The organism is Sorangium sp. So ce1504 (assembly GCF_051521635.1).
In the GTDB taxonomy this organism is placed as follows: Bacteria; Myxococcota_A; Polyangia; order Polyangiales; family Polyangiaceae; genus Sorangium; species Sorangium cellulosum_B.
The window spans coordinates 4,151,063-4,175,181 of sequence record NZ_CP150365.1 but is presented as its reverse complement, the minus strand read 5'-3'; the positions used below and the strand labels follow the sequence as shown (position 1 = coordinate 4,175,181).

Below are 24,119 nucleotides of genomic sequence, written 5' to 3'. Positions count from 1 at the left end.
GACGCAGCCTCGCCGAAGGTCGCGCGCGGTCGCGCGCAATCACGAAGGCAATCGCAGGAGTTGCCCGGGCAAGTCGCCCATGCATCGCCGATCTCTCGCGGGCTGCCGTCGCGCTGGTTTCGCGGTAAGGACCCGGCATGACTCAGGCGCGGTTCTGGAAGCTCGCGGCGCTCGCGCTGGCCTTCACGCTCGGCGTGATCCTGTGGGGCGCGTTCGTGCGCGCGACCGGCTCGGGGGCCGGCTGCGGCAGCCACTGGCCGACGTGCAATGGCGACGTCATCCCACGCGCTCCGAGCGCGGCGACCTTCATCGAGTTCACGCACCGCGCCACCTCGGGCGTCGCGTTCCTGCTCGTCGCGCTGCAGCTCGTCTGGGCCTTCGTCGCGTATCCGTCGGGCCACCCCGTGCGCGGCGGCGCGGCCGCGTCGATGCTGTTCATGATCACCGAGGCGGCGGTCGGCGCCGGGATCGTCCTGCTCGAGTACGTCGCCCACGACGCGTCGGCGGCCCGCGCGATCTGGATGGCGGTGCACCTCATCAACACGTTCCTGCTGGTGGGCGCCATGACCTGCACCCTCTACTGGGCGCGCGGGGGCCGGCGCGTGCGCTTGCGCGGCCAGGGGGTGACGGGCGCGCTGCTCGGCGCCGGGCTCGCGGGGGTCCTGGCGGTGGGCGTGACCGGGGCCATCGCCGCGCTCGGGGACACGCTCTTCGCCGCGGCGTCGCTCCGCGAGGGCCTGGCGCAGGATTTCTCGCCCGCGGCGCACTTCCTGCTGCAGCTGCGCGTGCTGCACCCGACCGTGGCGGCGGCCGTGGGCGTCTACCTCCTCTTCGCCCGCGGCGCCGTCGCTGCCCGGCGCCCCTCGCCCGAGGTCGCGCGGCTCTCGGCGGCGACCGGAGCGCTCGTGCTGCTGCAGATCGGCGCGGGGCTCCTCAACCTCTTCTTGCTCGCGCCGGTGTGGATGCAGCTCGTCCACCTCCTGCTCGCCGATCTCCTGTGGATGGTCCTCGTCACGTTCGCCGCGGCGGCGATGAGCGAGTCGGCCTCGGCGGCGGACGCGGGCCCGCCCGGGGAGAAGGCCCGGCGGGAGGCGGTCGCCATCTAGTTGCCCTCCAGCGGTGAGCTCGGCCGCGGCCCGGGCCCCCGCCGCGGCCAGCCGGAGCTCTAGAGATCCGAGCTCTCCTCGTCGCTCCCGGGGTCCTGCGAGATCGTGCGGCGCTCCGAGCGCTTGCGCGCTCCCTCGGCTGGCGCCGCGGAGCGCTGCTCGGGGACGGACGGGGGGAAGTCGACCTGGAGCACCATCCCTTGATCGGTCTCGAGCACGCGGTAGGTCGCGTCGGCCTGGGTGCGCAGGTCGATCACCATGTCGAGATCGTTGCCCTGGCCGACGAGCTGCACCTGGGTCACCGGGGTCGCGAAGAACGACGTCACGAGCGGGAAGCGGTTCGTCTGGATCGCCCCCGCGCCCTTCAGCCGGTAGACGAGGCGTCCGGCGGCCTTCGACTCGGCGACGTCGACCTTGCCGCCGTGGATCTGCACGAACACGCGCGAGCCGCCGGTCGGGAGCATGCGGAAGCCGGGGAAGGTGGCGACCGGCCGCCCGGCGAGGCTCGCCTGCGCGTCCTTCTTGGGCTTGCGCGCGCGCCCGGGGCGCTTCGGCGCGCCGGCGCTGCCGCCGCGCGGCTTGTTCACCGCCGCCTTCTGCGGGGCCGCGGCCTTCTCCGGCGCCGCGGCCGCCTTCGGGGCCGGCTGGGCGGTGGCGCCCTGCGCGAGGGCCAGCGACGAGGCGAGGCCGAGGGCCAGCGAGAGGCTCAGCGAGAGGTGCCCGGAAGGTCGCATCCTGGCAGTACAGCACGACCGCCTGGCCCGGCAAAGGCGGCAGCACGGTAAGCTCTTCGTGTGCCGGCCCGCGCTCCACGCTTCTCGCACGTCATCGGCGTCGACGACGCGCCGTTCGCCCGCGACCACCGCGGCGACGTGCAGGTCGTCGGGACCGTCTTTTCGGGGCTGCGCCTCGAGGGCGTCCTCTCCACCCGCGTGAGGCGCGACGGGCGGAACGCCACGCCCGCGATCGCCGCGATGATCCGCGGCTCGCGCTTCTACGCCCAGGCCCAGGTGGTCATGCTCCAGGGCATCGCGGTGGCGGGCTTCAACGTCGTCGATCTCGCGGCGCTGCACGACGCCCTCGCCCTGCCGGTCGTGGTGGTGGCGCGGCGCCTCCCGGACCTCGACGCGATCCGCGACGCGCTGCTCTCGCGCGTCCGGGGGGGGCGCCGCAAGTGGGCGCTCATCCAGCGCGCCGGCCCGATGGAGCCGGTCGCGGGCGTGTACGTGCAGCGCGCCGGGATCTCGCTGGACGACGCGAGCGCGCTCATCGCGCGGCTCTCGGTGAACGGCCACCTCCCCGAGCCCCTGCGCGCCGCGCACCTCATCGCGGGCGGGCTGACCACCGGCGAGAGCCGCGGGCGCGCGTAACGGGACGCTGACGAGCCGCTGACGGGCCGCGACGGCTCGCGCGCGTCAGAGCGCCTGCCGGCGCGGAGCGCTGGCGGCGCCCGCCTTCTCGGCCTTCTTCCCGCGGCCTGTCACCTTCGAGTAGATGACGTCGAGGTTGGCGTTGATGTCGAGATAGAACTGAGCGTCAGGGCTGTAGAAGAAGTTCCTGCGCTGGCCGTCCTCCCCGAGCTGCCCCGTGGTGTTGTTGTAGCCGAGCGTGAGGTCGACGACCTCGTAGACCGGGTAGCTGACGTTGATGTCGAACGCCGTGTTCGGGAGGTAGGTGGTCCCGTCGGAGCCATACCGGGCGCAGCCGGTGCTGATCTCGACGCATCCCTCTCCGAGCTCGGGCTTGAACCGGCTGAGCAGCCCGAAGCTCGCCCCCAGCGAGAGATCCTTGTAGAGCGGCACGTCGAGATCGAGGCTCGTGGTCAGGCGATTGAGGACCTGAGCATACCCACTCAGCTGTTCGTCGCGCGCGACCTCACCGCTCGGGTTCTGCCGGAGTCGTCGGATGTCGGGGTTCACCCGCATGATCGATCTGGAGAACAGGTGGGCGTACGTCACGCCGAGCGTCGCCGTCACATGGTTGAGCCCGTCGGCCTTCGAACCGAGCAACTTGATCTTCTGGATCACCTGCGGGCCCACCGACAAGGTGAAGTAGTCGCCCGAGTTCCAGCTCTGCGGCGAGGTCGGCAGGGTCACGCGCAGCCGCATGGCCGCGTCCGTCTTGTACTCGCCTTTGTTCGCGCCGCCGCTCTCCCAGAGCGCGCGGCTGTACCGGGCGCCGAGCGACATGTCCTTGAGCTGCGGCTCCCGGTACGTGGCGGTGGTGTCGCTGTTCGTGAGCTCGACGAGCCAGCCGACCTCGGCCGATAGCGACACCTTCTCCTTGGGGCGATCGAGCAGGTAGTAGCTCGGCCGCAGCGTGAAATCCCAGCCGTAGACCTGGATGTCGGGCGTGTACTCGCCGCCGACGCCGAAGAGGGTCGTGCTGCCGGCCTGGTTCCAGGTGAAGCTCGTCCCGCGCCAGCGCAGGCTCGTCTCTTCGTCTTCCTCCTGCACGGCGTCCGCCGCGGTGGCCTGATTCCACTGCACCACCGGGGAGACCGCCGCTGCATCCGGCCGCGGAGGCTCCGGGGGTGACGGCGGCTCCGCCGGAGGCTGAGGCTGCGCGGGGGGCGCTGGCTCCGCGGGCGGAGCGGCAGCCGGCGCAGCAGCGACGCCCGGCGCAGCAGCCGGCGCGCCGGGAGCCACAGCAGGAGCGCCGGGAGCCACAGCAGGAGCGCCGGGCGCCGCAGCAGCGGGAGCGCCGGGCGCCGCCGGCGCCGGGGCGGCCGGTTGCTCGGTCGGCTGGAGCCGCGTGGGATCGACCGGCGGAGCTGTCGGCGGGGCGGGCGGCGTCTGCGCGGACGCTACCGAGATGCTGCCCAGGACACCGGCAGCCACAAGCAACGATCGGAACGTCATCTCCACTCCCTCTCCTGGTCGCCTCGGACCCTCACGCTCCACCGCGCGCTTGGCCAAACGTCGGCCACACTCCGCGCGCCCCCCGGCGGTCAGCCCGCCGGGGCACCTGCTCGGTCCGCCCCCTGTGCAGAAAACGTACCCTGCCGCAAACATCACCCAAGCATTGGTAATCATTGAATAACAATGACCGCCACCACGCGCCCGTTACGGGGCTGACGCGCACCCCCCGTTGCGAATGTGACGATGCCTGAAGTAAGCCAGCGGGCGATGGAGCCGATGTCCTTCCCGGGCGACAGGGATTCGCCCCTCTCGCCGCGATCCCCAGGAAGCCCCCGCGGCGACGACGGCGGGGGCCACCGGCCCACCGAGATCAACGCCCTCCTGGGCCGCGGTACGCACTTCGAAGGCAAGCTCTTCTTCGAGGGCCGCGTGCGCATCGACGGCAGCTTCCGCGGCGAGATCCGCGGCGAGGACGTGCTCGTGATCGGCGAAGGGGCGCTCGTGATCGGGGAGATCCACGTCGTGACGTGCATCGTCACGGGCGGCGAGGTCCAGGCGAGCATCCGCGCCCGCGATGCCATCGAGCTCTACGCTCCATCCAAGGTGACCGGCGCCCTGCACGCGCCCGCCATCTTCATCGACCGCGGCGTGCAGTTCGACGGCTCCTGCAAGATGGCCCCGCTCGACGAGGAGCCAGGCGAGCGGCCCCTGCGGCCGCCCGCGGCATCGTCCGAGCCCGACGCCGACGCTGCCGCCCAGGCCGCGAGCGCCGCGCCCACGACGCCCACGACGCCCACGACCGATGACAGCGGCGGCAGCGCACAACGCGCGCGGTGAGCGTCAAGCGCGCCGACGCCGACCGCTGAATTCCGACCTCGTCCGAAGAAAGCATGTTTTCTGTAGTGCGCAGGCGTGCGGCCGCGTGCTGACGGGGTTACATCTAGCGAGGGGCTGCGGTCTCGCCGCCCGAGGCGCATGTCCGCGACGTGGGGGGGAGCCCGCGCTGACGGACGTCGCTCGAACAGGAGAGTCCATGAAGAAACTGTGGTCCCTGTCCTTGATCGCCTTCTCGCTCGCCGTCCTCGCCCTCTCCCTCTCGCCGCGCGCGGCCCGCGCCGCCGACGCCGAGTCGGAGAAGCTCGCGTCGCTCGGGAAGGCGCTCCGGTACACGCTGAAGACCACCGGGCCCGTCGCCGCGATCGACACCGGGGGCGCGGCGATCCTCGTGAAAGCGCCCCTGCCGACGGTCCGGAAGATCGTCACCTCCTACGGCAACTACAAGACGTTCATCGGCCCCTTCGACCAGAGCCGCGTGCTCACGAAGCGCAAGGGCACGAGCGAGGTCTATCTCCAGGTGCCGATCCTGAACGGCGCCGCGCACATCTGGACGGTCGCCGACATGTCGCCGCCCACCAAGGACGGCGCCGATGAGGTGATCTCCGGCCGCCACAAGCGCGGCAACGTCGCCGACTTCCGCGCCCGCTGGCGGCTCCGCGCCGTCGACGAGCACCACACGATCCTGAAGCTCGAGCTCTTCGTCGCCCCGAAGCTCCCTTTCCCGCCCTCGGTCGTGACGTCACAGCTCGTCAAGGCGGCCGACAAGGCGGTGACCGCTGTGCGGAATCGCGCACAGTCCGAGGCGCCCCCCGGCGCTGGGGCGACCACCGCCGCCGCCACCGACGTTCCGCCGGGCGCCGCAGCGAGCACGTCCGCCGCCGCGTCCGCTGGCGCCGCTCCCGCCGCGCGAGGCGACGACCAGAGCAGCGTGACGGCGGCCCCCGCCCTGCTGCCAGCGAGCGTGGCCGATCTGCCGCCGGCCGACGACACAAGCGTCCGCCGCGACAAGGACGTGGCGCGCCGCTAGCTCTCCCCGCAACCGACGCAACCGACGCAACCGACAGGGCGCCTCGCGACAGAGCGCCCAGCCACCCCTCCTCCCCTTCTCTCCTTCCGTCCACCCTTCCCCGCTCGGTCTACCGAGGCGGCTCACGCCCCCGTCGTGACGCCCGGTCGCCTCCGATCGCCGCCGCCCACCGCTGAGCCTGTTGAAAACCCCGGAGCGCCCCGGGCGTGCTCCGGCGCGCGCTCGCTGGGTGCAATTCCGCAGATCTACAGAGGCTACGGCCCGGACCGTCCAGGGTTCCCAACAGGTTTTTCAACACGCATTCCGATTTCCCCACAAGAATTCCCACATTCCGCGAGACTTTTTCAACAAGGCGCGCCCCCGGCGGAGGTTGCGAGGGGACGGATGCATGAAGTAAAGCGTCTGCCGTGAGGTACCCCTTGCTGGACGTGCATTCAGATGCGCCGGCGCCCTCTCAGCCTCCTGCCGTGGCGGGCGCCTGCGCTTCCCGGGAGCGGCGCTCGGCCGTCTCGCGGTGGTGAGCAGAACATCGCTCCTCATTGTCCCGACCGAGCGGCACGTTGAACGCGAGCTCGCCTCTCTCGATCTGCGCGACGCGCGCACCGCGGACCAGGAAATCCGCTCACGGTGGAGCTTCGTCTCCGAGGCGCTCGCCCTGCTGGCGCCGGACGCCGCCATAGCGAGCCCTCACACCACCCGCCTCGCCACCCGGCTCGCCCTCGACGCCCTGCCGCCGGATCGGCTGCGGCAGCCGGCCGAGCCTGCCGCGCGCGTCGCGCTCGCGCACGCCCTCGACCGCGCCCTCGGGAGCTTCCGGCGCGCAGGGACCTCCCCGGCGGAGCTGCGGGCGCTCGGGACCCCGTACGCGATCGCCATCGCCGAGGTCCTCGATCGGGCGGACGCCGCCCTGCGGGCAGCGCGCCTCGTCGACCCGCGCTGCGCGGGGTTCCTGCTCGCGCGGGCGCTCCGCTCGGCCGGCGCGTCCGCCGCGCTCCCGCTCCCGCGCAAGGTCGCGATCCGCGGCGCCGTGGCCTGGGAGCCCGACGATCTCGCCTGGGTCGAGGCGCTCCACGCCGCGGTCCGCGCCCGCGGCGGCGCGGGCGTCACCGTCGAGCTGCCCGCGCTGCCGGACGACGGCGCGGCGCCGGTCGCCGACGCCCTGGAGCGGCGCTGGGCCTCGCTCGAGGACGCGCCGGAGATCGCGTGGGTGCCCGACGGCGGAGCGGAGCCGCTCGCCGCCATCGCGGCGAGGACCCCGGAGGGCGAGGCGCGCGCCGCCGCCGCCGAGGTGGCCGCCGCGCTCGGCCGCGGGATCCCGCCCGAGCGGATCGCCCTCATCGTGCCGGCGCTCGACGACGCCGCGCTCGAGCCCCTCCGCGCCGCCCTCGCCGACGCGGGCGTCCGCTCGTCGGAGCCGCGCGGCCGCGCCGCCGCGAGCTGCCCCGACGGGCGCGTCGCGCTCGCCATCCTGCGCCTCGCCGTCGGGCCGGTGCGCCGCGAGCAGGCGATCGAGATCCTCCGTGCCCCCGGGGTCCACGCCGGCGCCTGGATGGACCGCACGTCCGCCGCCGAGGCGGAGCGGCGCTCGACCGACCTCGCCCACCGGCTGCGCGACGTGCCGGTCGAGGTGGATCGCACGGGCCGGCTGCTCATCGACGGCCTCATCTCGGTCGTGGCGGCCCGCCGCGCGGACCGCCGCGCAGGGACGGGGCGGACGCCGCCGGCGACCGCGCAAGAGGCGCCGAGCGACGCGGAGCTCGCCCTGGGCCTTTCGGTGCTGGGCGGCGCGCACGGCGACGAGGACGGCGATGACGAGGCGTGGATGCCGCGCGCGCTGGAGCGGCTGCTCGCCAGCGCCCGCTGGATCGGCGAGGCGACGACGCGGCCCGAGATCGTGCGGCGCTTCCTGTCGCTCCTCGACAAGCTGGGCTTCGGCGAGCCCGGGATCGAGGAGCTCCGCGCCGCGCTGCGCGGCGAGCGGCGGAGCGGCGGCGCGCTCGCGCTCGAGGCGATGGGCGCGATGGGCCAGGGCGCGCGGGCCGCGCGCGCGATCCGCGAGCAGGCCGAGGCGCTCGCGCGGGCCGCGTACGACCTCGGCTGCGAGGAGCGCCCCGCCACCGCGGCCGAGATCTACGCGGAGCTCGAGCGGGCCGCGGCCGAGCAGGGCGCCGGGCCGCGCGGCGACGCCGGCCGCGCCGGCGCGGTGCGCATCGACGTCGCCGCGGGGTTCACGGCGCTCGAGCACGACGTGGTGGTGGTGACCGGGCTCGACGCGCGCGCCTACGGCGGCAGCCCGGGCGCGGACGAGACGCTGCTCGGCGAGGCGCTCCGCGGGAGGCTGCCGGCGCCGAGCCGCCCCGCGACGGGGCGCGAGCGCCAGGCGGCCCAGCGCGCGGAGCTCGGCTGGGCGCTCGCCGGCGCCCGGCGCGTCGCCCTCTGCTTCACGCGCGGGGACGACAGCGAGCCGAACGAGCCGCACCCGCTCTTCATCGCGGCCGCGGCGGCCGGCGCGCACCAGCGGACGGAGCCCGCCTCGCGCGTCGCCCCGGACGCGGCGCCCCTCGGCCCGCGCGACGCGGAGCTCATCGCCCTCGCGGGCGGCGGGAGGCCGGCGGCGGACCTCGCGGAGCGGATCCGGATCGAGCGCGCCCGCGCGGACTTCTTCCTCGATCCGCGCGCGCCGATCGACCTCCACACGGGCCGCGTCCTCGTCGACCGCGATCCCGCGCTCGCCGCGCAGCTCAGGGCGGCGATCGGCGGGGCGCACCCCGGCAGGCCGATCGCCGTCACCCACATCGAGCGCGCCGTGGGCTGCGCCTTCGCGGCGTTCGCCCGCCGCGTCCTGCACGTGCGCCGCGCCGAGGATCTCGCCGAGTCGGCCGACGCGCGCGAGCGCGGCACGCTGATCCACCGCGCCCTGCAGGCCTCGTTCGAGGCGCTGCGCGAGCTCGGCCCGGAGCGCGATCCGGCCGAGCAGCTCGCGGCGGCGCGCGCCGCGGCCGAGGCGGCGCTCGGGGCCTCGGCGCCCATGGCCCCGCTCCGCCGCGAGGCGGTCGAGAAGGCGATCGCGGACGTGATGGAGGTCGTGGCCCGCACCCTCGACGGGGAGGACGCGTCGCCGGAGCTCCGCTTCTTCCTGGCCGAGCGGCGCTTCGGCGCCGGAGAGCCGCCCCCCTGGCAGCCGCTCGAGCTCCCCCCGCTGTCCGACGAGGAGGGCGGCCCGAGCCTGTGGGTCGACGGCCAGATCGACAGGCTCGATCGATCGACCGACCAGCGCGTCGTGCGGGTCGTCGACTACAAGACCGGCAAGCTCCCCGACGCCAAGGAGCGGCGGCGGGCGCTCCAGCTGCCGCTGTACAGCGCCATCGCGGCGCGCGCGCTGGGCGCGGAGGAGGTGCGGGCCGTCTACATCGGCGTGCGCCAGCGCGGGCTGATCGAGCTGTGGCCGCGCACGGCCGAGGACCAGCGCGCGCTCGCCGAGGGCTGGGCCGAGGCCGCGCGCACGGCGCGGGCCGCGGTCGTCGCGCTCTGGGAGGGCAAGGCCGCGCCGCGGCCGACGCTCTCGACGATGTGCGCGCGGTGCGACGCGCGCGACGTGTGCCGCCGCCCCGCGGTCGTGCCGAGCGACGAGGCCGCGGAGGAGGTCGCGTGAGCGACGCCCCGCGCGGAGCCGAGCTCGCCGAGGGCGACGCGCTCATCTACGCCTTCCGCCGCAACGTCGTGGTCGCCGCGAGCGCCGGCACCGGCAAGACCCACCGCCTCACGGCGCTCTACGTGCTGCTCACGCTCGGCCTCACCTCCCTCGGCCTGCCCGACGCAGCGTCCGCCGCGCCGCCTGTGCCGCCGGACCGCATCGTCGCGACGACGTTCTCGCGCGCCGCGGCGCGGGAGATCGCCCACCGCGTCGAGCGCTCGCTCCGCGAGATCGCCCGCTGGAACGGCGAGGCGGACATCCCCTTCGCCGACATCCTCCGGGCGCGGCAGGCGGCCGTCGCCGGCCTCGCTGGCGCGGGCGGCGGCGCGTCGCTGCCCGTCGCCGAGCTGCGCAAGCGGGCGGAGGAGGCGCTCGCCCGCCTCCCCGCCGCGCGCATCGACACGCTCCACGGCGTCGCCAAGCAGATCGTGGACCGGCACGCGATCGCGATGGGGCTCTCGCCCTCGGCCCGGATCCTCGACGAGGAGGAGGCGCAGGCGCTCAGCGATCTCGCGGTCGACGAGGCGCTGAGCCGCGCGCTCGCCGAGGGGGGCGAGCGCGCCGAGGCCGCGCGCGCGCTCATCGCCGCGACGGGCGGCGTCGAGGCCGCGCGGAGCGAGGTCACGCGGCTGCTCGACCGGCTCGACGAGGACGGCCTCGCGCCGCGCCGGCTCGCCGTGTCCGACCACGCCGCCGAGGCCGGCGCGCTCGCGCGGGAGCTCCGCCGCCTCGCCGCCGAGAGCGCCGCGCTCGGCAGCGCCGCCTTCCGCGCGCCGGCGGCGGCGCTCGTGGCGGCGCTCGGCCGCGAGGACGGCGGCGCGCCCTTCCCCGCGAGCGCGGCGAGCGCCTCGCTCATCGAGCTCCTCACGCAGCGCAAGCCGCACAAGAGCAAGTCCACGCCGGCCGACGAGGCGCTCATCGCCTTCCGCGAGGCGCTGCCGGGCGAGACCCACCGCGACAAGGCGCAGCAGCTGCTCGGCTTCCTCCGCGAGGCCCCGGCGCTGTCGCGCCGCGAGGCGCGGATCGTCGAGCTGCTGGAGGAGATCCGCGAGCGGCTCTCGGCGATCCGCCGCACCGAGGGCGGCCTCGGGTTCGGGGATCTCCTGCGCGCCGCCCGCGACGGCCTGCGGGACGATCCGGCGATCGGCGCGGCGGTCCGCGGCTCGGTCGACGTGCTGCTCGTCGACGAGTTCCAGGACACGAGCGCGGTGCAGCGCGATCTCGTGTACCTCCTGCGTGAGCGGGACGACGCCGCCCTCTCGCGCCCGGCCGGCGTGGCCCCGACCGCGGCCAGCCTGTCCGGTCATGGCCTGTTCCTCGTCGGTGATCGCAAGCAATCCATCTACGGGTTCCGCGGTGCCGACGTCTCCATCTTCTGCCGCGTCTGCGCGGAGCTCGCCGGCGCCGCCGCGGGCCGCGCGCTCGAGCTCGCGGCCGCGCTCTGGTCGCCGGACCCGAGCGCCGATTTCGTCGCGCTCCGCGAGAGCCGCCGGTCGACGCCCGAGCTGCTCGCGTTCATCAACGCCTTCTCCGCGCGCGATTTCGCCCAGGATCGCGGCGCGGGCGACGGCGACGCGGGCGCGCCCCCGGCCTGGCCGCGCGAGTTCGAGATCGCCTACAGCGCGGCCGAGCACCTCGTCGCGGCGCCGGGCAGGGCCGCGGAGGGCCCGACGGACGTCGTGCTCGTCAGCGACGGCGGCGGCGCTCCGGACGGGGTCGACGCCCTCGTCCGGGACGCGCGCGGGCAGCTGCGCGAGGCGCTGATCGCGGCCGCCTACATCGCGCGGCGCGTCCGCGGCGCTGGCGGCGACGGCGCCGCTGGCGGCGACGGCGCCACGGACCGCGCCGGCGCCGCGACCGGCGATCTGCGCTTCCGCGACGTCGCCGTGCTCACCCGTCGGAGGAGCACGATCCCGCTCGTCGAGCTGGCGCTCGCGCGCCTCGAGATCCCGTACGTGGTGGCCGGCCGCGCGCTCTTCGACGCGGCCGAGGTCCGCGATCTGGCCGCGATCCTCCGCCTCCTGCTCGATCCGCGCGATCGCCTGGCCCTGGCGACCGTCCTCCGCGGCCCGGTGGTCGCGCTCTCCGACACGTCGCTCGCGCTCCTCGCGCCTCCTGGCCGCGGCCTCTCGGTCCCGTTGCTCGGCCGCTGGCCCGCCGCCGCGCTGGCGCAGGGGGTCTGGTCGCCCTCCCCGGACGACGCCGAGCTCGACGACGGGCGCCCGCTTCCCGTCCTCTCGCGCCTCCCCGGGGGGGATCGCGAGCGGCTCGAGGCGTTCCGCGCCCGCTATGCCGGCCTGCGCCGCGCGGCGCTCCGCTCGACGCCGGGCGAGGCGATCCGCGCCGCGGTCACCGCCTTCGATCTCGACCGCGTCCTCGCGGCGCTCCCTCGCGCCCAGGCCCGCCTCGGCAACGTCGATCGCCTGGTCTCCATCGCCCGCCGCCGGGGCGGCTCGCTCGCGAGCTTCGTCCGCTGGCTCGACCGCCGCATCCGCGACGAGGCGGACGAGCCCGAGGCCGCTGTCTTCTCGCCCGAGGACGACGCCGTGCGGCTCACGACGATCCACGCCAGCAAGGGGCTCGATTTCCCGGCCGTCGTGCTCCTGGATCTCAACGCGGAGCCCCGCGCGGCTCAGCCTGGCCTGAGCTACGTCCCCGCCGCCGGGGACCGGCCTGCCGCCCTGCTCGTGCGCCACTACGCGCGGGTCATCGACGGGCGGTCGCGGACCGGCTCGCTCCACGACGCCGAGGCGTCGGCGCGCGGGCCGTCGTTGCCCGTCAGCACGCCCGCGCTCCAGGCGGCGCGCGCCGAGGTGCGGGCGCGGGAGCGCGCCGAGCGGCAGCGGCTCACGTACGTCGCGATCACGCGCGCCCGCCGCGAGCTCGTGCTCGTCGGCGCCGAGGCGAAGCCGCGGAGCGGCTCGGCGTGGCTCACGCTGAAGGCGGCGGTCGACGCCGAGCCCCGGGCCGCGGCCGCGGTCGACGCCGAGCCCCGCATCACCGCGGCGGACCTCGGCATCGAGGCCTCCACGCTCGCCGGCACCCTCCGCGCGACGCTCGACGCCAGCTCGCTGCTCGCCGGGGCGAAGGCGCCCGCGCCTGGCACCGACGCGTATGCGCGCGCCGCGCCGGCCCCCCGGGCGCCGCCGGCGATGGGGCCTGCCCGCGCGCAGACCGTGCTGGTCGCGGCGGCGTCCCTCGCGGCGTTCCAGGCGTGCCCGCGCCGCTTCCGGCTGCGCCACCTCCTCGGGATCGGCGAGCCTGCCGGCGAGGGCCAGCTCGGCCTGTTCGACGTCGAGGGCCCGCCCGAGCTCCCGGGCGAGGAGCGCGTCGAGCTCGAGGACGGCGCGGACCCTCGCCCTCCTGGCCGCGCCGTGCACCGGGTGCTCCAGCGCTGGCCGCGCGCGCGCTGGGGTGAGCCGACCGAGGCCGAGGAGGTCGTCGCCCGCCTCGCCTTCGAGGGGTTCCCGCCGCACGGCCCCGACGTGCTGCGCACCGCGGAGCGCGTCGCGCGCTTCCTGGACGGCCCCTACGCGCGGCAGGTGCGCGGCGAGGAGGCGTCGCTCCTCCGGGAGGAGGCGCTCGTGCTCGACGTCGAGCCCCAGCGCGCCGGACGGCGGCGCGGCGCGAGGCTCGCGCTCTCGCTCGCCATCGATCTCGCCGTCCTGCACCCGGGCGGCCTCATCGACGTCGTCGAGTACAAGCGCGCGCGCCCCCGGGCGGATCTCTCGCCGTACGAGCTCCGCCTGCGCGCGTGTGCGCTCGCGCTCAGGAGGCGCCACCCCGACCGCCCCGTCCGCGCAGGCGTGCTCTTCGTCGGCGCCGAGGTCGAGCCCGTGTGGCTCGCGGCCTCGGGCCCCATGGGGACCCTCACCGACGACGACCACGCGCGGTTCGAGCGCGAGCTCGCCCGGCTAGCCGAGCGCTTCGCCGAGGCGAGGGCCGAGGATCGCTTCGATGGCGTCCCGGTCGAGGCGTGCCGCAAGCTGCGCTGCGGCTTCGCGCGCGCCTGCCACGGCTAGCGTCGCCGGGGCCCCCGGAACGCGCTCGAAATCGAACGAAGGCGGAACGGCGCTCGTGGAGCGCCCTCCCGCTACGCCCCCGCCTGCTCCTCGAGCTCCTCCTGCGACGCGCTCTGCGCCGGAGCGCGCCGCGGCGGCTCCAGCACGAGCGGCAGGATCTCCTCCATCGACGACACCATCGTGATCTTGATCTGCTCCTTGACGTCCTGCGGCACGTCCTCGAGGTCGCGCCGGTTCTTCACCGGGATGAGCACGTGCCGGATCCCGGCGCGGTGGGCCGCGAGCAGCTTCTCCTTGACGCCGCCGACCGGCATCACCCGCCCGCGCAGCGAGATCTCCCCCGTCATCGCGACGTCGCTGCGCACCGGCGCCCCGAGCAGCAGCGACGCCACCGCGGCGAACATCGTCACGCCCGCGCTCGGCCCGTCCTTCGGCGTGCCGTGCTGCGGGATGTGCACGTGCAGATCGATCTCCTTGAGCCACTCCGGATCGAGGTGCAACCGATCGGCCTTGCTGCGCACGAAGCTCACCGCCGTGCTCGCCGACTCCTGCATCACGTTCCGCATGTTGCCGGTGAGCACCACGTTGCCCTTGCCCGGCATCTTCGTCGCCTCGATGAAGAGGATCTCGCCGCCCGCCGGCGTCCACGCGAGGCCGGTCGCGACCCCGGGCTGGAGCGTCCGCTCGGCGATCTCGGGGCGGTGCTTGTGCGGGCCGAGCACCTGCTCCACGTGCTCGGGCGTCGCCACCTCGCGCACGTCGTGGCCCTCGGCGACCTTCACCGCCGTCGCGCGGCACACCGCCGCGATCTGCCGCTCCAGGCCGCGCACGCCCGCCTCGCGCGTGTAGTGGTCGACGACCGCCTCGATGCCCGGCTCCGTGAACTCCAGGCGCTCGTCCGTGAGCCCGTGCGCCGACAGCTGCTTCGGCACCAGGAACTCCCGCGCGATCCCCAGCTTGTCCGTCCGCGTGTAGCCGGGCACCTCGATGACCTCCATGCGGTCGACGAGCGGCCCCGGGATCCCGTCCCAGTTGTTCGCGGTCGCGAGGAACATCACCTGCGACAGATCGAACGGCAGGTCGAGGTAGTGGTCCTGGAACGTCGAGTTCTGCTCCGGATCGAGCACCTCGAGCAGCGCCGCCGCCGGATCGCCCCGCAGGTCGACGCCCATCTTGTCGACCTCGTCGAGCACGAGCACCGGGTTCTTGGTCCCCGCCTTCTTCAGCGCCTGCAGGATACGCCCGGGCAGCGCGCCCACGTACGTGCGCCGGTGCCCCCGGATCTCCGCCTCGTCGCGCACGCCGCCGAGCGCGATCCGCTCGTAGCGGCGCCCCATGCTGCGCGCGATCGACTTGCCGAGCGACGTCTTGCCGACGCCGGGCGGCCCGATGAAGAGCAGGATCGGCCCCTTCTTGTCGGTGCGAAGCTGCCGGATCGCCGAGTACTCGACGATCCGCTTCTTCACCTTCTCCAGCCCGAGGTGATCCTCGTCGAGGCAGCGCCGAACGCTCTCGACGCTCAGCTTGTCCACCGTCGTCTTGGACCACGGCAGATCCGCGATCCACTCGAGGTACGTCTTGGTCACGTTGAACTCGGCCGACTGCTGCGCCATCGAGCGCAGCCGGCTGAGCTGCTTGCGGACGACCTTGTCGACCTCCGCCGGCACCTTGGCGCGCCGGATGCGCTCGCGGAGCTCCTCGATCTCGTCGTCGTCGCCGCCCTCGCCGAGCTCCTCCTTGATCGACTTCATCTGCTGCCGGAGGATGTACTCGCGCTGCGACTTGCCCATCTCCTCCTGCACCATGGAGGAGATCTCCTTCTTGACCCGCAGCACCTCGAGCTGGCGGCCGACCATCGCGAGCACGAGGCGGACGCGCGCCTTCACGTCGAACGCCTCGAGGATCTCCTGCTTGTCGCCGACCGAGGCCTGCGCCTGCGGGAAGTTCGAGGCGATCAGATCGGCGAGCGCGCCCGGCTCGCGCACGTTGTCGAGGATGCCCGCCGTGTCGCGCGGCAGGTTCGGCATCAGGCCGAGCACCTCGCGCGTCGCCTCGCGCAGGCCCGCGCCGAGCGCCTCGAGCTCCACGTCGCGCACGAGCGACTCCGGGATGCGCTCGATCCGCGCGCGCATGTACGGCTCCAGCGAGAACGCCGACTTCACCCGGAAGCGGCCGAGCCCGTTCAGCACGACCGAGTAGTTGTTCGGGCCGAGCCGGATGACCTTCACAACGCGCGCGACGGTGCCGACGGAGTAGAGCTCCTTGAACGTCGGCTCGTCCACGTCGGGCGACCTCTGGCTGATCACGCCGACCAGCGCGCGCTCGCGGCCGAGGAGATCCTCGACGAGGCGCACGCTCCGCGGCCGGCCGACGTTGATCGGCACGACCGACATCGGGAACAGCACCGAGTTGCGCAGCGGGAGGATCGGGACGCTATCCGCGTCGGGCGAGGGAGGCGTTCGCGAAGAAGGATCGCCGGTCGGCATGCAGACAACCCTAGTACAGCGCTCTTCTCGAAGCCATGACGCGGGCGCGCCGCTAGAAGTCCTTGATCTTCCAGACCCCGTGCTCGCGCGTGAAAGCGACCGTGCCGCCGGCGCCATAGGCCATGGACGCGCTGTCCCCGGTCTCCTCGATGGTCGCGGTCGGCAGCGCCGCCTTGATCGCCTGGACGACCCGGTTGATCTGCTCCTTCTGCGGCCCCTCCCAGGCGCTCTTCAGCTTCTCGGGCGTCAGCTGCGCCGCGGCGGCCGCGGCGCTGACCGTCCCGGGCCGACCGCCAGGCTTCTGCGCCGCGTCAGCTCCCGCGGTCCCCGGCGCGGCTCCAGGTCCGGCGGGCTGCGCCGGGCCCTCGCCGCCGGCGCGCGCAGCGCCCGCCTCGCCGGGCGCGCCTGCCTCATCGGGCGCGGCGCCCGCGGGCTCGACGAGGCCTTCCCTCTCGGCGTCGGGAACGTAGCGCATGATGACGTCGTAGCGCCTCCGCTCGAAGGCCCGCAGGAACCCCACCAGCGCCTGCCGGGGCGTCGCCTGACCGTAGAGATCGACCGCCGCCGCGTCGAGCCGCCAGCGGCCGCCCTCGAAGACGAGCAGGAGCTCCTCGCCGTTCGGCATGGTGACCGTCGCGGTCACCACCGGATCGGCCGCGGGCCGCGCGATGGCGCGGGCGATCTCGAGCGCGTCGTCCGGGTTGTCCCGCACCGCGCGCCGGAAGGCCTCGAGCGACATCGACCGCTTGGCCTCGTCCGAGAGCAGCCGGTAGGCCGCGTCGACGCGCCCCTCCTGGAGCGCCTGCGCGTAGGCCCGGAGCGTGTCGCTCGGGCCCTGCTGTGCGTAGCTCGATCCGCACGCAGGGAGCGCGAGGGCGAGCAGGAGAAGCGCCGTGCGTTTCACGGATCGCGCCATAGCACACGCGGCGGCGAGCGCGCAGGCGGCGCGGCGCCGCCCCCTGCGCTCGCCGCCGTCCCCATCACTTCGCGCGCTTCAGCACCGCCCCGTCCTTCACCGGCGCGCCGTCGCTGCCGTCCGGCGATCCCTCGTTGATCCAGTAGACGGTCGCCTCGTCCACCGCGATGTCGCCCGGCCGCGCCTGCCCCGAGGCAAGCACCTCCTGCTCCCCGCCCCCCTTCGGCATGCGCACGACCGTCCCCGCGTCGCGCCGCGTCCAGTACACGTGCCCCTCGTCCACCGCGAGGCCGTTCAGCTGGCCCTGATCCGACACGATCTCCTCGGGCGCGCCGGCCTCCGCCCCGCTCAGATCCGCCCGGAAGACGCTGCCGCCCTCGAAGCTCGCCCAGTAGACCGCCGCCGCGCTCCCCTCCCCGTCCACGTCGAGCGCGATCTCCCGCGGGGTGAGCTGCTCCGCGGCGATCGTCACCGAGGCCTCTCCCACGCGGCACGCCACCGCCCCGTCGGTCCTGCCCAGCGTGCCCTGGTACGTCCAGCACACGGTGTCCCCCGCGCTGGCCACGCGGTAGGGCGACGAGAACGCCGTGCCGGGCGGCGTCAGCTCCTCCGGCGCGCCGAGCGCGACCTCCGCGCCGCTGCCGCTCAGCTGCGCCCGGAACACGCCGCCTCCCCAGAGCTCGGTCCACGCGAGCGCGTCGCCCGAGAGCGCGAGCCCCTCAGGCTGCTCCAGATCCGCGAGCAGCACGCGCGGCTCGCCGCCCGCGAGCGGGACCACCCTCAGCGTGCCGTCCTCCGCGTTCGTCCAGAAGGCCACCTGCCGCACCTCGTCGATCGCGAGATCCCGCGGCGAGGCCTGCGTCGCGCCGAGGATCAGCGGCTCGCCGCCGTCCACGGGCGCCGTCTTCAGCGCCCCGTCCTCCTGGGCCATCCCCTCGCCGTCGAACGTGGCGCCCGCGATCCACGTCACGCCGCCCGCCGCCACCTGCAGCGACACCGGGTGGACCTGCGCCACCGCCACGGGGACGGGCGCCGACGCGTCGGGCTCCGTGGACTCGCCGCCCCGCAGCGCCGACCACGGGCCGCACGTCGGCAGATCCGTGCCCTTCCTGCGGCACTGCCCCTCGCCCGCCGCCGCGATCGCGAGCCCCGCGAGCTTGCCGCTCTGCGCCCGCCGGCACACCTCGACCGGCAGCCGGAGCACGTTGCCCTCCTCCACCCGGAAGCCCGCGTCGCTCTCCGCGTCGAGCGGCACGAAACACGCGCTCTCGCCGCAGATCCCGCCACCCTGCGTGAGCAGCGCGACGTTCACGTCGCCGCTCGGCGCGGCGGCCCGGCAGACGGTGCCGTCCGCGGCGAACGCCTCGAGATCGACCGGCGCCGACGCGGCGCCGGCGAAGCACTGGAGAGTGTCGAAGCAGAGCCCGTCGCCGTCGCCTGCCCCGCCGCCGAACACGGCCACGGCCTCGTAATCGGGCAGCTCGCGCGAGTCGACCTCGCGCGGCACGCACGAGCCCGCGACGCAGCTCTGGCCCTCGGGGCAGCTGTTCTTGACGAGCACGTTGCCCTCCGCGTCGCGCAGCGCGTTGCCCTGCTCGTCGCGCTCGACCTCGGCCGAGCCGTCGCACAGGAACTGGATGGGCATGTGCAGCGTCGCCGTGCGCCCCTCGGGCACGGTCGTCAGCACCTCACGGAGCAGGCGCACCCCGTCCTTCCCGCCGCGGCTCGCGATGACGCGCACCCGGAGCGCCTGCGACGGGTCGTCGGGCGTGAGGAAGCCCAGCGTCGCCGGCAGGAGGATCGACCCCTCGCTCCCGAGCCGCTCGAACGTCTCGTCGTAGACGACGGACCCATCGAGCGTCGCCTCGATCCGGACCGTATCGATGTCCTTCGGCAGCGACATGTCCGTCTGGAAGACGACCATGAGCTGCCCCTTCTCCCCGCCGCAGGCCGAACCCGCCGCCGCCGCGAGCGAGAGCAACACCACCGCCGACATCGGTCCCGTCCGCTTCGTCCGCTTCGTCCGCTTCGTCCGCTTCGTCCGTTTCATCCGCATCAACGTCTCCCTCCGAAGCCGAGCGGGACCGTGCCCAGGCTGCCCTGCTCCGCCGGCGTCCCCGGCTCGAAGAGCAGCGAGCCCGCGACGAGCGCGCCCGCGAAGATCGCCGCGCCGCCGCCGATCCAGAGCCACTTGCTCGCGCCGCCCCGCTGCGCGGCGCGCTCCAGCGACACGTCGATCCGGCGTCGCTCGTCGTCGCGGACCAGGATCTGCGCCTCGTGCGGCGTCATCCCCGGCGCCGTCACCCGCAGCGCGTGGGTCCCGCTCTGCACCGACCCCTCCCAGCGGCCCTTGCCCACCACCTTGCCGTCGATCGCGATGAGATCGTCCTGCCCCGCCGCGATGGCGAGCCGCCCCCGGTTCACCGCCCGGTCGAGCCGCGCCACGAGCGCGACGCTGCCGCCGCCCACGACCTTCTCCTGCCGGACGAAATCGACGAAGCCCGGCTTCGACACGCGGATGCGGCGCTCGCCGATGTCGATCGGCACCGGCGCGGCGAGCGGCGTCGTCCCGACCGGCTCGTCGTCCACGAACACCGCGGCCCCCGGCTCGCTCGCCGTGATCTCGAGGAGGGACACGAACGCCCCGGCCGCCTGGATCAGGTCGGCGATGTCCTGCTTGTCGCGGGCCGACAGCGCGGCGCCCGCCTCGGCCTCCATCCGGCGCAGCGTCGCGATCATCTTCGCGTAGCGCCGCAGGTTCTTCTGGCAGAGCGCCACCTTCCAGAGCAGGCGGTGATCGCGCGACAGCTCGTAGGCGCGCTCGTACCGCGCGAGCGCGCCCGCGTAGTCGCCGTCGTCGAACAGCGCCGCGCCCGCCCCGTGCTCGGCCCTGGCCATCCCGGTCAGCGACTCCGCGAGCGGCGTCTCCGCGGGCGGCGTCGCGGCGGGCACGGCGGGCGCTGGCTGGGCCGCGGCGACGCCCGCCGCGAGCCACACGCCGAGCGCGGCCGCGATGGCGCGCCCCCAATGGCCCAGGTGCTTCCCTCGCATCGATGCTCCTTGCTGGCGGAGGCACGCCGCGATGGCCGCGCTCCGACTCTCCGACTCTCCACCTCGGATTACCGCGATGCTATCCGATGCACGCGCCGCACGAGCAACTGTTGGAAACGTCTCGGACAAATCGCCTTTGCTCCGCTTGCGGTGGCGGGGATACCATCCGGCGCCCATGAGAGGCTTCATCACGGTGGGCGCGGCGCTCGCGGGCGCGCTGATCGGCATCGCCCTCGGCCCTTCCTCCGCGCGCGCGGAGGGGCCTGGCGCCGTCGCGCTCAGCCGGTTCGAGCCGACACCCGCGGGTGATCCGCTCTTCGGTGTGCCGTCGCCGTTCATCGGCGGGCACCTGGTCCCGCGCGGGCTCGCCCTGTTCGACCACGCGGAGGATCCGCTCACGCTCGGAGGCGGTGCCTCGCCGGAGCGGGCGATCGTCGGCAGCCAGTCGCTCCTCCACATCGGCGGCTCCCTCTCGCTGTGGGATCGGCTGCTCGTCTCGGCGTCGCTGCCGCTCGCGCTCGCCCAGAGCGGCGACGGCGCCGCGGCGGCGGCCGGCGCGGGCGCCCCCGAGGCGCCGTCTTCCCCGGAGCTCGGGGATCTGCGCCTCGGCGTGCGCGTCCGGCTGCTCGGCGACGACGGCGACCCCTTCCAGCTCGGCACGAGCGCGTCCCTGCACGTGCCCACGGGCAGCTCGGACGCGTACGTCGGCGAGGGCGCGGTCCGCGTCACGCCGCAGCTCCTGCTCGGCGGGCGCATCGCGCGCGTCGTGTGGAGCGTCGCGGCCGGCGCGGTGATGCGGAGCTCCGAGAGCCCCTCGACGCTCGCTTATGGCGGCGGCGCGGGCGTGCTCCTCTGGAACGAGCGGCTGCAGCTCGGCCCGGAGGTGTACGCCGAGACGATGCTCCAGGGCGGCTCCCTGTCGCTGACCGCGCGCGAGCGGGTCGAGGTGGAGAGGACGACGAGCGCCGAGCTCCTGCTCGGCGCTCGGCTCCGCCCCCTCGCTGGCCTCGTCGTCGGGGCGGCCGCCGGTCCGGGCATCGGCGACGCGATCGGCACGCCGTCGTTCCGCGCGATGGGGACGGTGGCGTGGGCTCCCCCGGCGCCGCCGCCCGCCGGCGCGGCGGCGGAGGCCGGCGCGAACGCGGATCCGGACATGGACGGCATCCCCGGCGCGCGGGACGCGTGCCCGTACGCGCACGGCCCGGCCAGCGCCGACGCGAAGAGGAACGGCTGCCCCGTCGAGGACGAGGACGAGGACGGCGTCGCCGATCCGGACGACCTCTGCCCCCGGGCGGCCGCGGGCTCCGGGGGCGGCGATCCGTCGCGGCGCGGCTGCCCCGCCGACCAGGACGGCGACGGATTGCCCGACGCGCTCGACGCGTGCCCCGCGGAGAAGGGCGACGCAGCGGGCGGCGCGACGCGCCCTGGCTGCCCCCCTGGTCCTCGCCAGCCCACGGACCAGGACGGCGACGGCCTGCCCGACGACGCCGACGCGTGCCCGCGCGAGAAGGGCCCGGCGAGCGGCGACGCGCCCGCGAGCGGCTGCCCGACGCGGGTGCGTGTGCAGGGCGAGCAGATCGTGCTGCTGGAGCCCGTCGTGTTCCGCGTGCTGAAGAATGATCCGGCGCCGATCGATCCGAAGAGCGAGGCGGTGCTCGCCGAGGTGCGCGACGTCATCGAGCAGCACCCGGAGTGGGTGAAGATCGAGGTCTCCGCGCACACGGACGGCGCCGGCAACGCCAGGTTCAACGAGACGCTCTCGACCGCTCGCGCGGAGGCCGTGCGCCGGTGGCTCGTCGGGAAGGGCATCGCGGCCGAGCGGCTGGTCGCGAAGGGATACGGGGCGAGCCAGCCGATCTCGGACGACAGGAGCGCGGCCGGGCGGGAGAAGAACCGGCGCGTGCAGCTCCTCGTCCTGGAGAAGAGATAGCCGGCGGGCGACGTCGGAGCGCTGACGAGCGCGGTCAAGCCGTCAGGCGCGGCCCGGGGAGCAAGAGAGTGATGATGAAGCGAACCGTCATGGCCACAGCAGTCGGCGCCGCGCTGGCCCTCGCGGCGGCGCCGCGGAGCGCGGCGGCGCAGTGCGCTGTCACAGGGCCCGTTCAGGCGCTCGTCGATGGTCTCAACTTCCGGTGGGACGTCGGGACGGAGGGGGTGATCAGCGACGGGACCGATGACGCCTTCGACAGCGGCATGCTGCTTCGGGTGGACGGGGTCGCCTTTCCTGCCTCGGCCCGGGTGGAGGAGATGGACGGGAGGCAGTTCGTCCACGGGCCGGCGCTCCTCGGCGATCTGGAGGTCACCCGCAAGGTGTACGTGCCGACCGACGAGGGCTGGGCGCGCTTCCTGGAGATCCTCCACAACCCCACCACCCGAGAGCGGGCAACGATCGTGCGGATCGAGACGAACGTCGGATCCGACGGCGCTACCACCATCACGCAGTCGCACACCGGCGATCTGGAGTTCACGCCGGCGGATCGATGGCTCGCCACCGACGACGCCAACGACATGGCGGGGGATCCGAGCCTCTTTTTCAATTTCTACGGACCTTCCGCGGTGATCGCCCCGGGGAGCGTCGGGATGGCCACCTTCGACTGCGCGGAGACGCAGGGGCCCGTCGTCGAGTTCACCCTGCAGCTGCCGCCCGGAGAGACGCGGGTCGTCATGCACTTCGGCGGCCAGCGCGCGAGCCGGGCCGATTCCCACGCGGGTGCGGCCCACCTCGACGCGCTCCCGGCGCCGGCGCTCGCCGGGATATCGGTGGCCGAGCGGGCCTTCGTCGTCAACTGGGACGTGGACGGCGACGGCGACGACGACGGCGTGAAGGACCTCGACGACAACTGCCCGTCCGCGCCGAACCCGGCTCAGGCCGACGCCGACAGCGACGGCGCGGGCGACGTCTGCGATCCCGACGACGACGGCGACGGCGTCCTCGACGGCGACGACGACTGCCCGCTCACGCCGAACGCCGATCAGTCGGACCTCGAGGGCGACGGCGCGGGCGACGCCTGCGATCCCGACGACGACGGAGACGGCGTGCCCGACGACGTCGACAACTGCCCGTCGACGCCCAACGCGGGGCAGGAGAACAACAAGGACGAGTCGCCGCCGGACGACAGCGGCGACGCGTGCGACGACGACGACGACAACGACCGCCGGGGCGACGAGGCCGACAACTGTCCGCTCGTCCCCAACCCCGATCAGGCCGACGCCGACACGGACGGCCGGGGCGACGCGTGCGATCTGAACGCGCTGGACAGGGACGACGACGGCGTGGAGGACGGCGTGGACAACTGCCTCTCCATCCCGAACCCCGACCAGTCCGATCTCGACCGCGACGGCGAGGGCGACGCGTGCGACGGCGACGACGACGGCGACGGCGCGCCCGACGACGGCGACAACTGCCCGCTCACGGCGAACCCGAGCCAGAGCGACGGCGACGACGACGGCTACGGCGACCGGTGCGACGACGACGACGACGGCGACGGCGCGCCTGACGCCGGCGACAACTGCCCGTTCCTCTCGAACGAAGGGCAGGAGGACGCGAACGGCGACGACGTCGGCGACGCGTGCGACTGCAGCGCGCCGGCGAAGCCCGACGGCACGCCCTGCGACGACGGCGACCCCTGCACCCGGACCGACGCCTGCGACGGCGGCGTCTGCAAGGGCGCCGATCCGGTCGTGTGCGCGCCCTCCGGGGACGCCTGCACCTCCGCGCAGTGCCACCCGAGGCACGGCGAGTGCGCGCTCTTCCCCAACGAGGGCGCCCGCTGCCCCGGCGGCACCTGCGTGGCTGGCGGCTGCGTGCCCGATGACGCCGGCAGCGGAGGCGGCGGCGCGGGCGGCAAAGACGGTGCGGGCGGCGGCGACCCGGGCTCGGGCGGTGCCGACGCGGGCTCGGGCGGCGGCGACCCCGGGGCGGGCGGCGGCGGAGGCCACGGCGGCGAAGACGGCTCGGGCGGCGAGGGCGCCACCCTCAGGCCGCTGCGCGGCGATCCCCGGGCGCACGGCAACGGCTGCGGGCTCGCGGCGGGCGCCGACGGGGCGGCGGGCTCGGCAGCGGCGTGGCTCGCCGCCGCGGCGCTCCTCGCGCGGTGGCGGCGGCGGCGCGGGTGACGC

14 protein-coding genes are annotated in these 24,119 nt (G+C 74.8%); 8 read left to right on the top strand and 6 right to left on the bottom strand.

The window, feature by feature from the left end; all coding sequences use genetic code 11:
- The first annotated feature begins 137 nt into the window (after positions 1-137).
- Positions 138-1,106: a COX15/CtaA family protein gene (locus tag WMF39_RS15810; RefSeq protein WP_437746335.1), complete on the top strand. Its 969-nt coding sequence runs from the start codon at positions 138-140 to the stop codon at positions 1,104-1,106.
- A gap of 59 nt (positions 1,107-1,165) precedes the next feature.
- Here the strand turns inward: WMF39_RS15810 and WMF39_RS15805 are convergent, their stop codons facing one another.
- Positions 1,166-1,840, bottom strand: a complete 675-nt coding sequence (locus WMF39_RS15805) for a hypothetical protein (RefSeq protein ID WP_437746334.1) — start codon at positions 1,838-1,840, stop codon at positions 1,166-1,168.
- Positions 1,841-1,900: 60 nt separating this feature from the next.
- Here WMF39_RS15805 and WMF39_RS15800 point away from each other — a divergent pair, with 60 nt between their 5' ends.
- On the top strand, positions 1,901-2,476 hold the full coding sequence (locus WMF39_RS15800) for a DUF99 family protein (protein WP_437746333.1): 576 nt from the start codon (positions 1,901-1,903) through the stop codon (positions 2,474-2,476).
- Positions 2,477-2,521: 45 nt separating this feature from the next.
- Here the strand turns inward: WMF39_RS15800 and WMF39_RS15795 are convergent, their stop codons facing one another.
- Positions 2,522-3,967 (bottom strand): hypothetical protein, encoded by a 1,446-nt coding sequence (locus WMF39_RS15795; RefSeq protein WP_437746332.1) that lies wholly within the window; start codon positions 3,965-3,967, stop codon positions 2,522-2,524.
- A 243-nt stretch (positions 3,968-4,210) separates the two neighbouring features.
- On the opposite strand from WMF39_RS15795, the gene WMF39_RS15790 reads away from it, so the two are divergent.
- The 4 genes from WMF39_RS15790 (at position 4,211) to WMF39_RS15775 (ending at position 13,547) form a co-directional block, all read left to right on the top strand.
- Complete coding sequence (locus WMF39_RS15790; protein WP_437746331.1) at positions 4,211-4,804, top strand: bactofilin family protein; 594 nt, start codon at positions 4,211-4,213, stop codon at positions 4,802-4,804.
- 196 nt (positions 4,805-5,000) lie between these two features.
- Positions 5,001-5,831, top strand: a complete 831-nt coding sequence (locus tag WMF39_RS15785) for an SRPBCC family protein (protein ID WP_437746330.1) — start codon at positions 5,001-5,003, stop codon at positions 5,829-5,831.
- Between the two features lie 517 nt (positions 5,832-6,348).
- Positions 6,349-9,483, top strand: a complete 3,135-nt coding sequence (locus WMF39_RS15780) for a PD-(D/E)XK nuclease family protein (protein ID WP_437746329.1) — start codon at positions 6,349-6,351, stop codon at positions 9,481-9,483.
- Complete coding sequence (locus WMF39_RS15775) at positions 9,480-13,547, top strand: UvrD-helicase domain-containing protein (RefSeq protein WP_437746328.1); 4,068 nt, start codon at positions 9,480-9,482, stop codon at positions 13,545-13,547. Before WMF39_RS15780 ends, WMF39_RS15775 begins: the two co-directional genes overlap by 4 nt.
- Positions 13,548-13,618: 71 nt before the next feature.
- On the opposite strand, the gene lon is transcribed toward WMF39_RS15775, so the two are convergent.
- The 4 genes from lon to WMF39_RS15755 all read right to left on the bottom strand — a co-directional run bounded on the left by lon (position 13,619) and on the right by WMF39_RS15755 (position 20,000).
- Positions 13,619-16,033, bottom strand: a complete 2,415-nt coding sequence (gene lon / locus WMF39_RS15770) for an endopeptidase La (RefSeq protein WP_437746327.1) — start codon at positions 16,031-16,033, stop codon at positions 13,619-13,621.
- A 52-nt stretch (positions 16,034-16,085) separates the two neighbouring features.
- Positions 16,086-16,937: a hypothetical protein gene (locus tag WMF39_RS15765; RefSeq protein WP_437746326.1), complete on the bottom strand. Its 852-nt coding sequence runs from the start codon at positions 16,935-16,937 to the stop codon at positions 16,086-16,088.
- 76 nt (positions 16,938-17,013) lie between these two features.
- The gene (locus tag WMF39_RS15760; RefSeq protein WP_437746325.1) at positions 17,014-19,005 is read right to left on the bottom strand and encodes a hypothetical protein; all 1,992 of its coding nucleotides are present in this window, start codon (positions 19,003-19,005) and stop codon (positions 17,014-17,016) included.
- Complete coding sequence (locus WMF39_RS15755; protein WP_437746324.1) at positions 19,005-20,000, bottom strand: PEGA domain-containing protein; 996 nt, start codon at positions 19,998-20,000, stop codon at positions 19,005-19,007. The genes WMF39_RS15760 and WMF39_RS15755 overlap by 1 nt, the downstream gene beginning before the upstream one ends.
- Before the next feature lie 175 nt (positions 20,001-20,175).
- Here WMF39_RS15755 and WMF39_RS15750 point away from each other — a divergent pair, with 175 nt between their 5' ends.
- Positions 20,176-21,930 (top strand): OmpA family protein, encoded by a 1,755-nt coding sequence (locus WMF39_RS15750; RefSeq protein ID WP_437746323.1) that lies wholly within the window; start codon positions 20,176-20,178, stop codon positions 21,928-21,930.
- 89 nt (positions 21,931-22,019) lie between these two features.
- On the top strand, positions 22,020-24,116 hold the full coding sequence (locus WMF39_RS15745) for a thrombospondin type 3 repeat-containing protein (protein WP_437746322.1): 2,097 nt from the start codon (positions 22,020-22,022) through the stop codon (positions 24,114-24,116).
- Positions 24,117-24,119 lie beyond the last annotated feature (3 nt).

What these genes read in the sequence shown, in the direction of transcription:
- WMF39_RS15810 (WP_437746335.1), top strand. Translation starts at nt 138, where the DNA reads ATGACTCAGGCGCGGTTCTGGAAGCTCGCGGCGCTCGCGCTGGCCTTC.
- WMF39_RS15805 (WP_437746334.1), bottom strand. Translation starts at nt 1,840, where the DNA reads ATGCGACCTTCCGGGCACCTCTCGCTGAGCCTCTCGCTGGCCCTCGGC.
- WMF39_RS15795 (WP_437746332.1), bottom strand. Translation starts at nt 3,967, where the DNA reads ATGACGTTCCGATCGTTGCTTGTGGCTGCCGGTGTCCTGGGCAGCATC.
- WMF39_RS15790 (WP_437746331.1), top strand. Translation starts at nt 4,211, where the DNA reads ATGCCTGAAGTAAGCCAGCGGGCGATGGAGCCGATGTCCTTCCCGGGC.
- WMF39_RS15785 (WP_437746330.1), top strand. Translation starts at nt 5,001, where the DNA reads ATGAAGAAACTGTGGTCCCTGTCCTTGATCGCCTTCTCGCTCGCCGTC.
- lon (WP_437746327.1), bottom strand. Translation starts at nt 16,033, where the DNA reads ATGCCGACCGGCGATCCTTCTTCGCGAACGCCTCCCTCGCCCGACGCG.
- WMF39_RS15760 (WP_437746325.1), bottom strand. Translation starts at nt 19,005, where the DNA reads ATGCGGATGAAACGGACGAAGCGGACGAAGCGGACGAAGCGGACGAAG.
- WMF39_RS15755 (WP_437746324.1), bottom strand. Translation starts at nt 20,000, where the DNA reads ATGCGAGGGAAGCACCTGGGCCATTGGGGGCGCGCCATCGCGGCCGCG.
- WMF39_RS15750 (WP_437746323.1), top strand. Translation starts at nt 20,176, where the DNA reads ATGAGAGGCTTCATCACGGTGGGCGCGGCGCTCGCGGGCGCGCTGATC.
- WMF39_RS15745 (WP_437746322.1), top strand. Translation starts at nt 22,020, where the DNA reads ATGGCCACAGCAGTCGGCGCCGCGCTGGCCCTCGCGGCGGCGCCGCGG.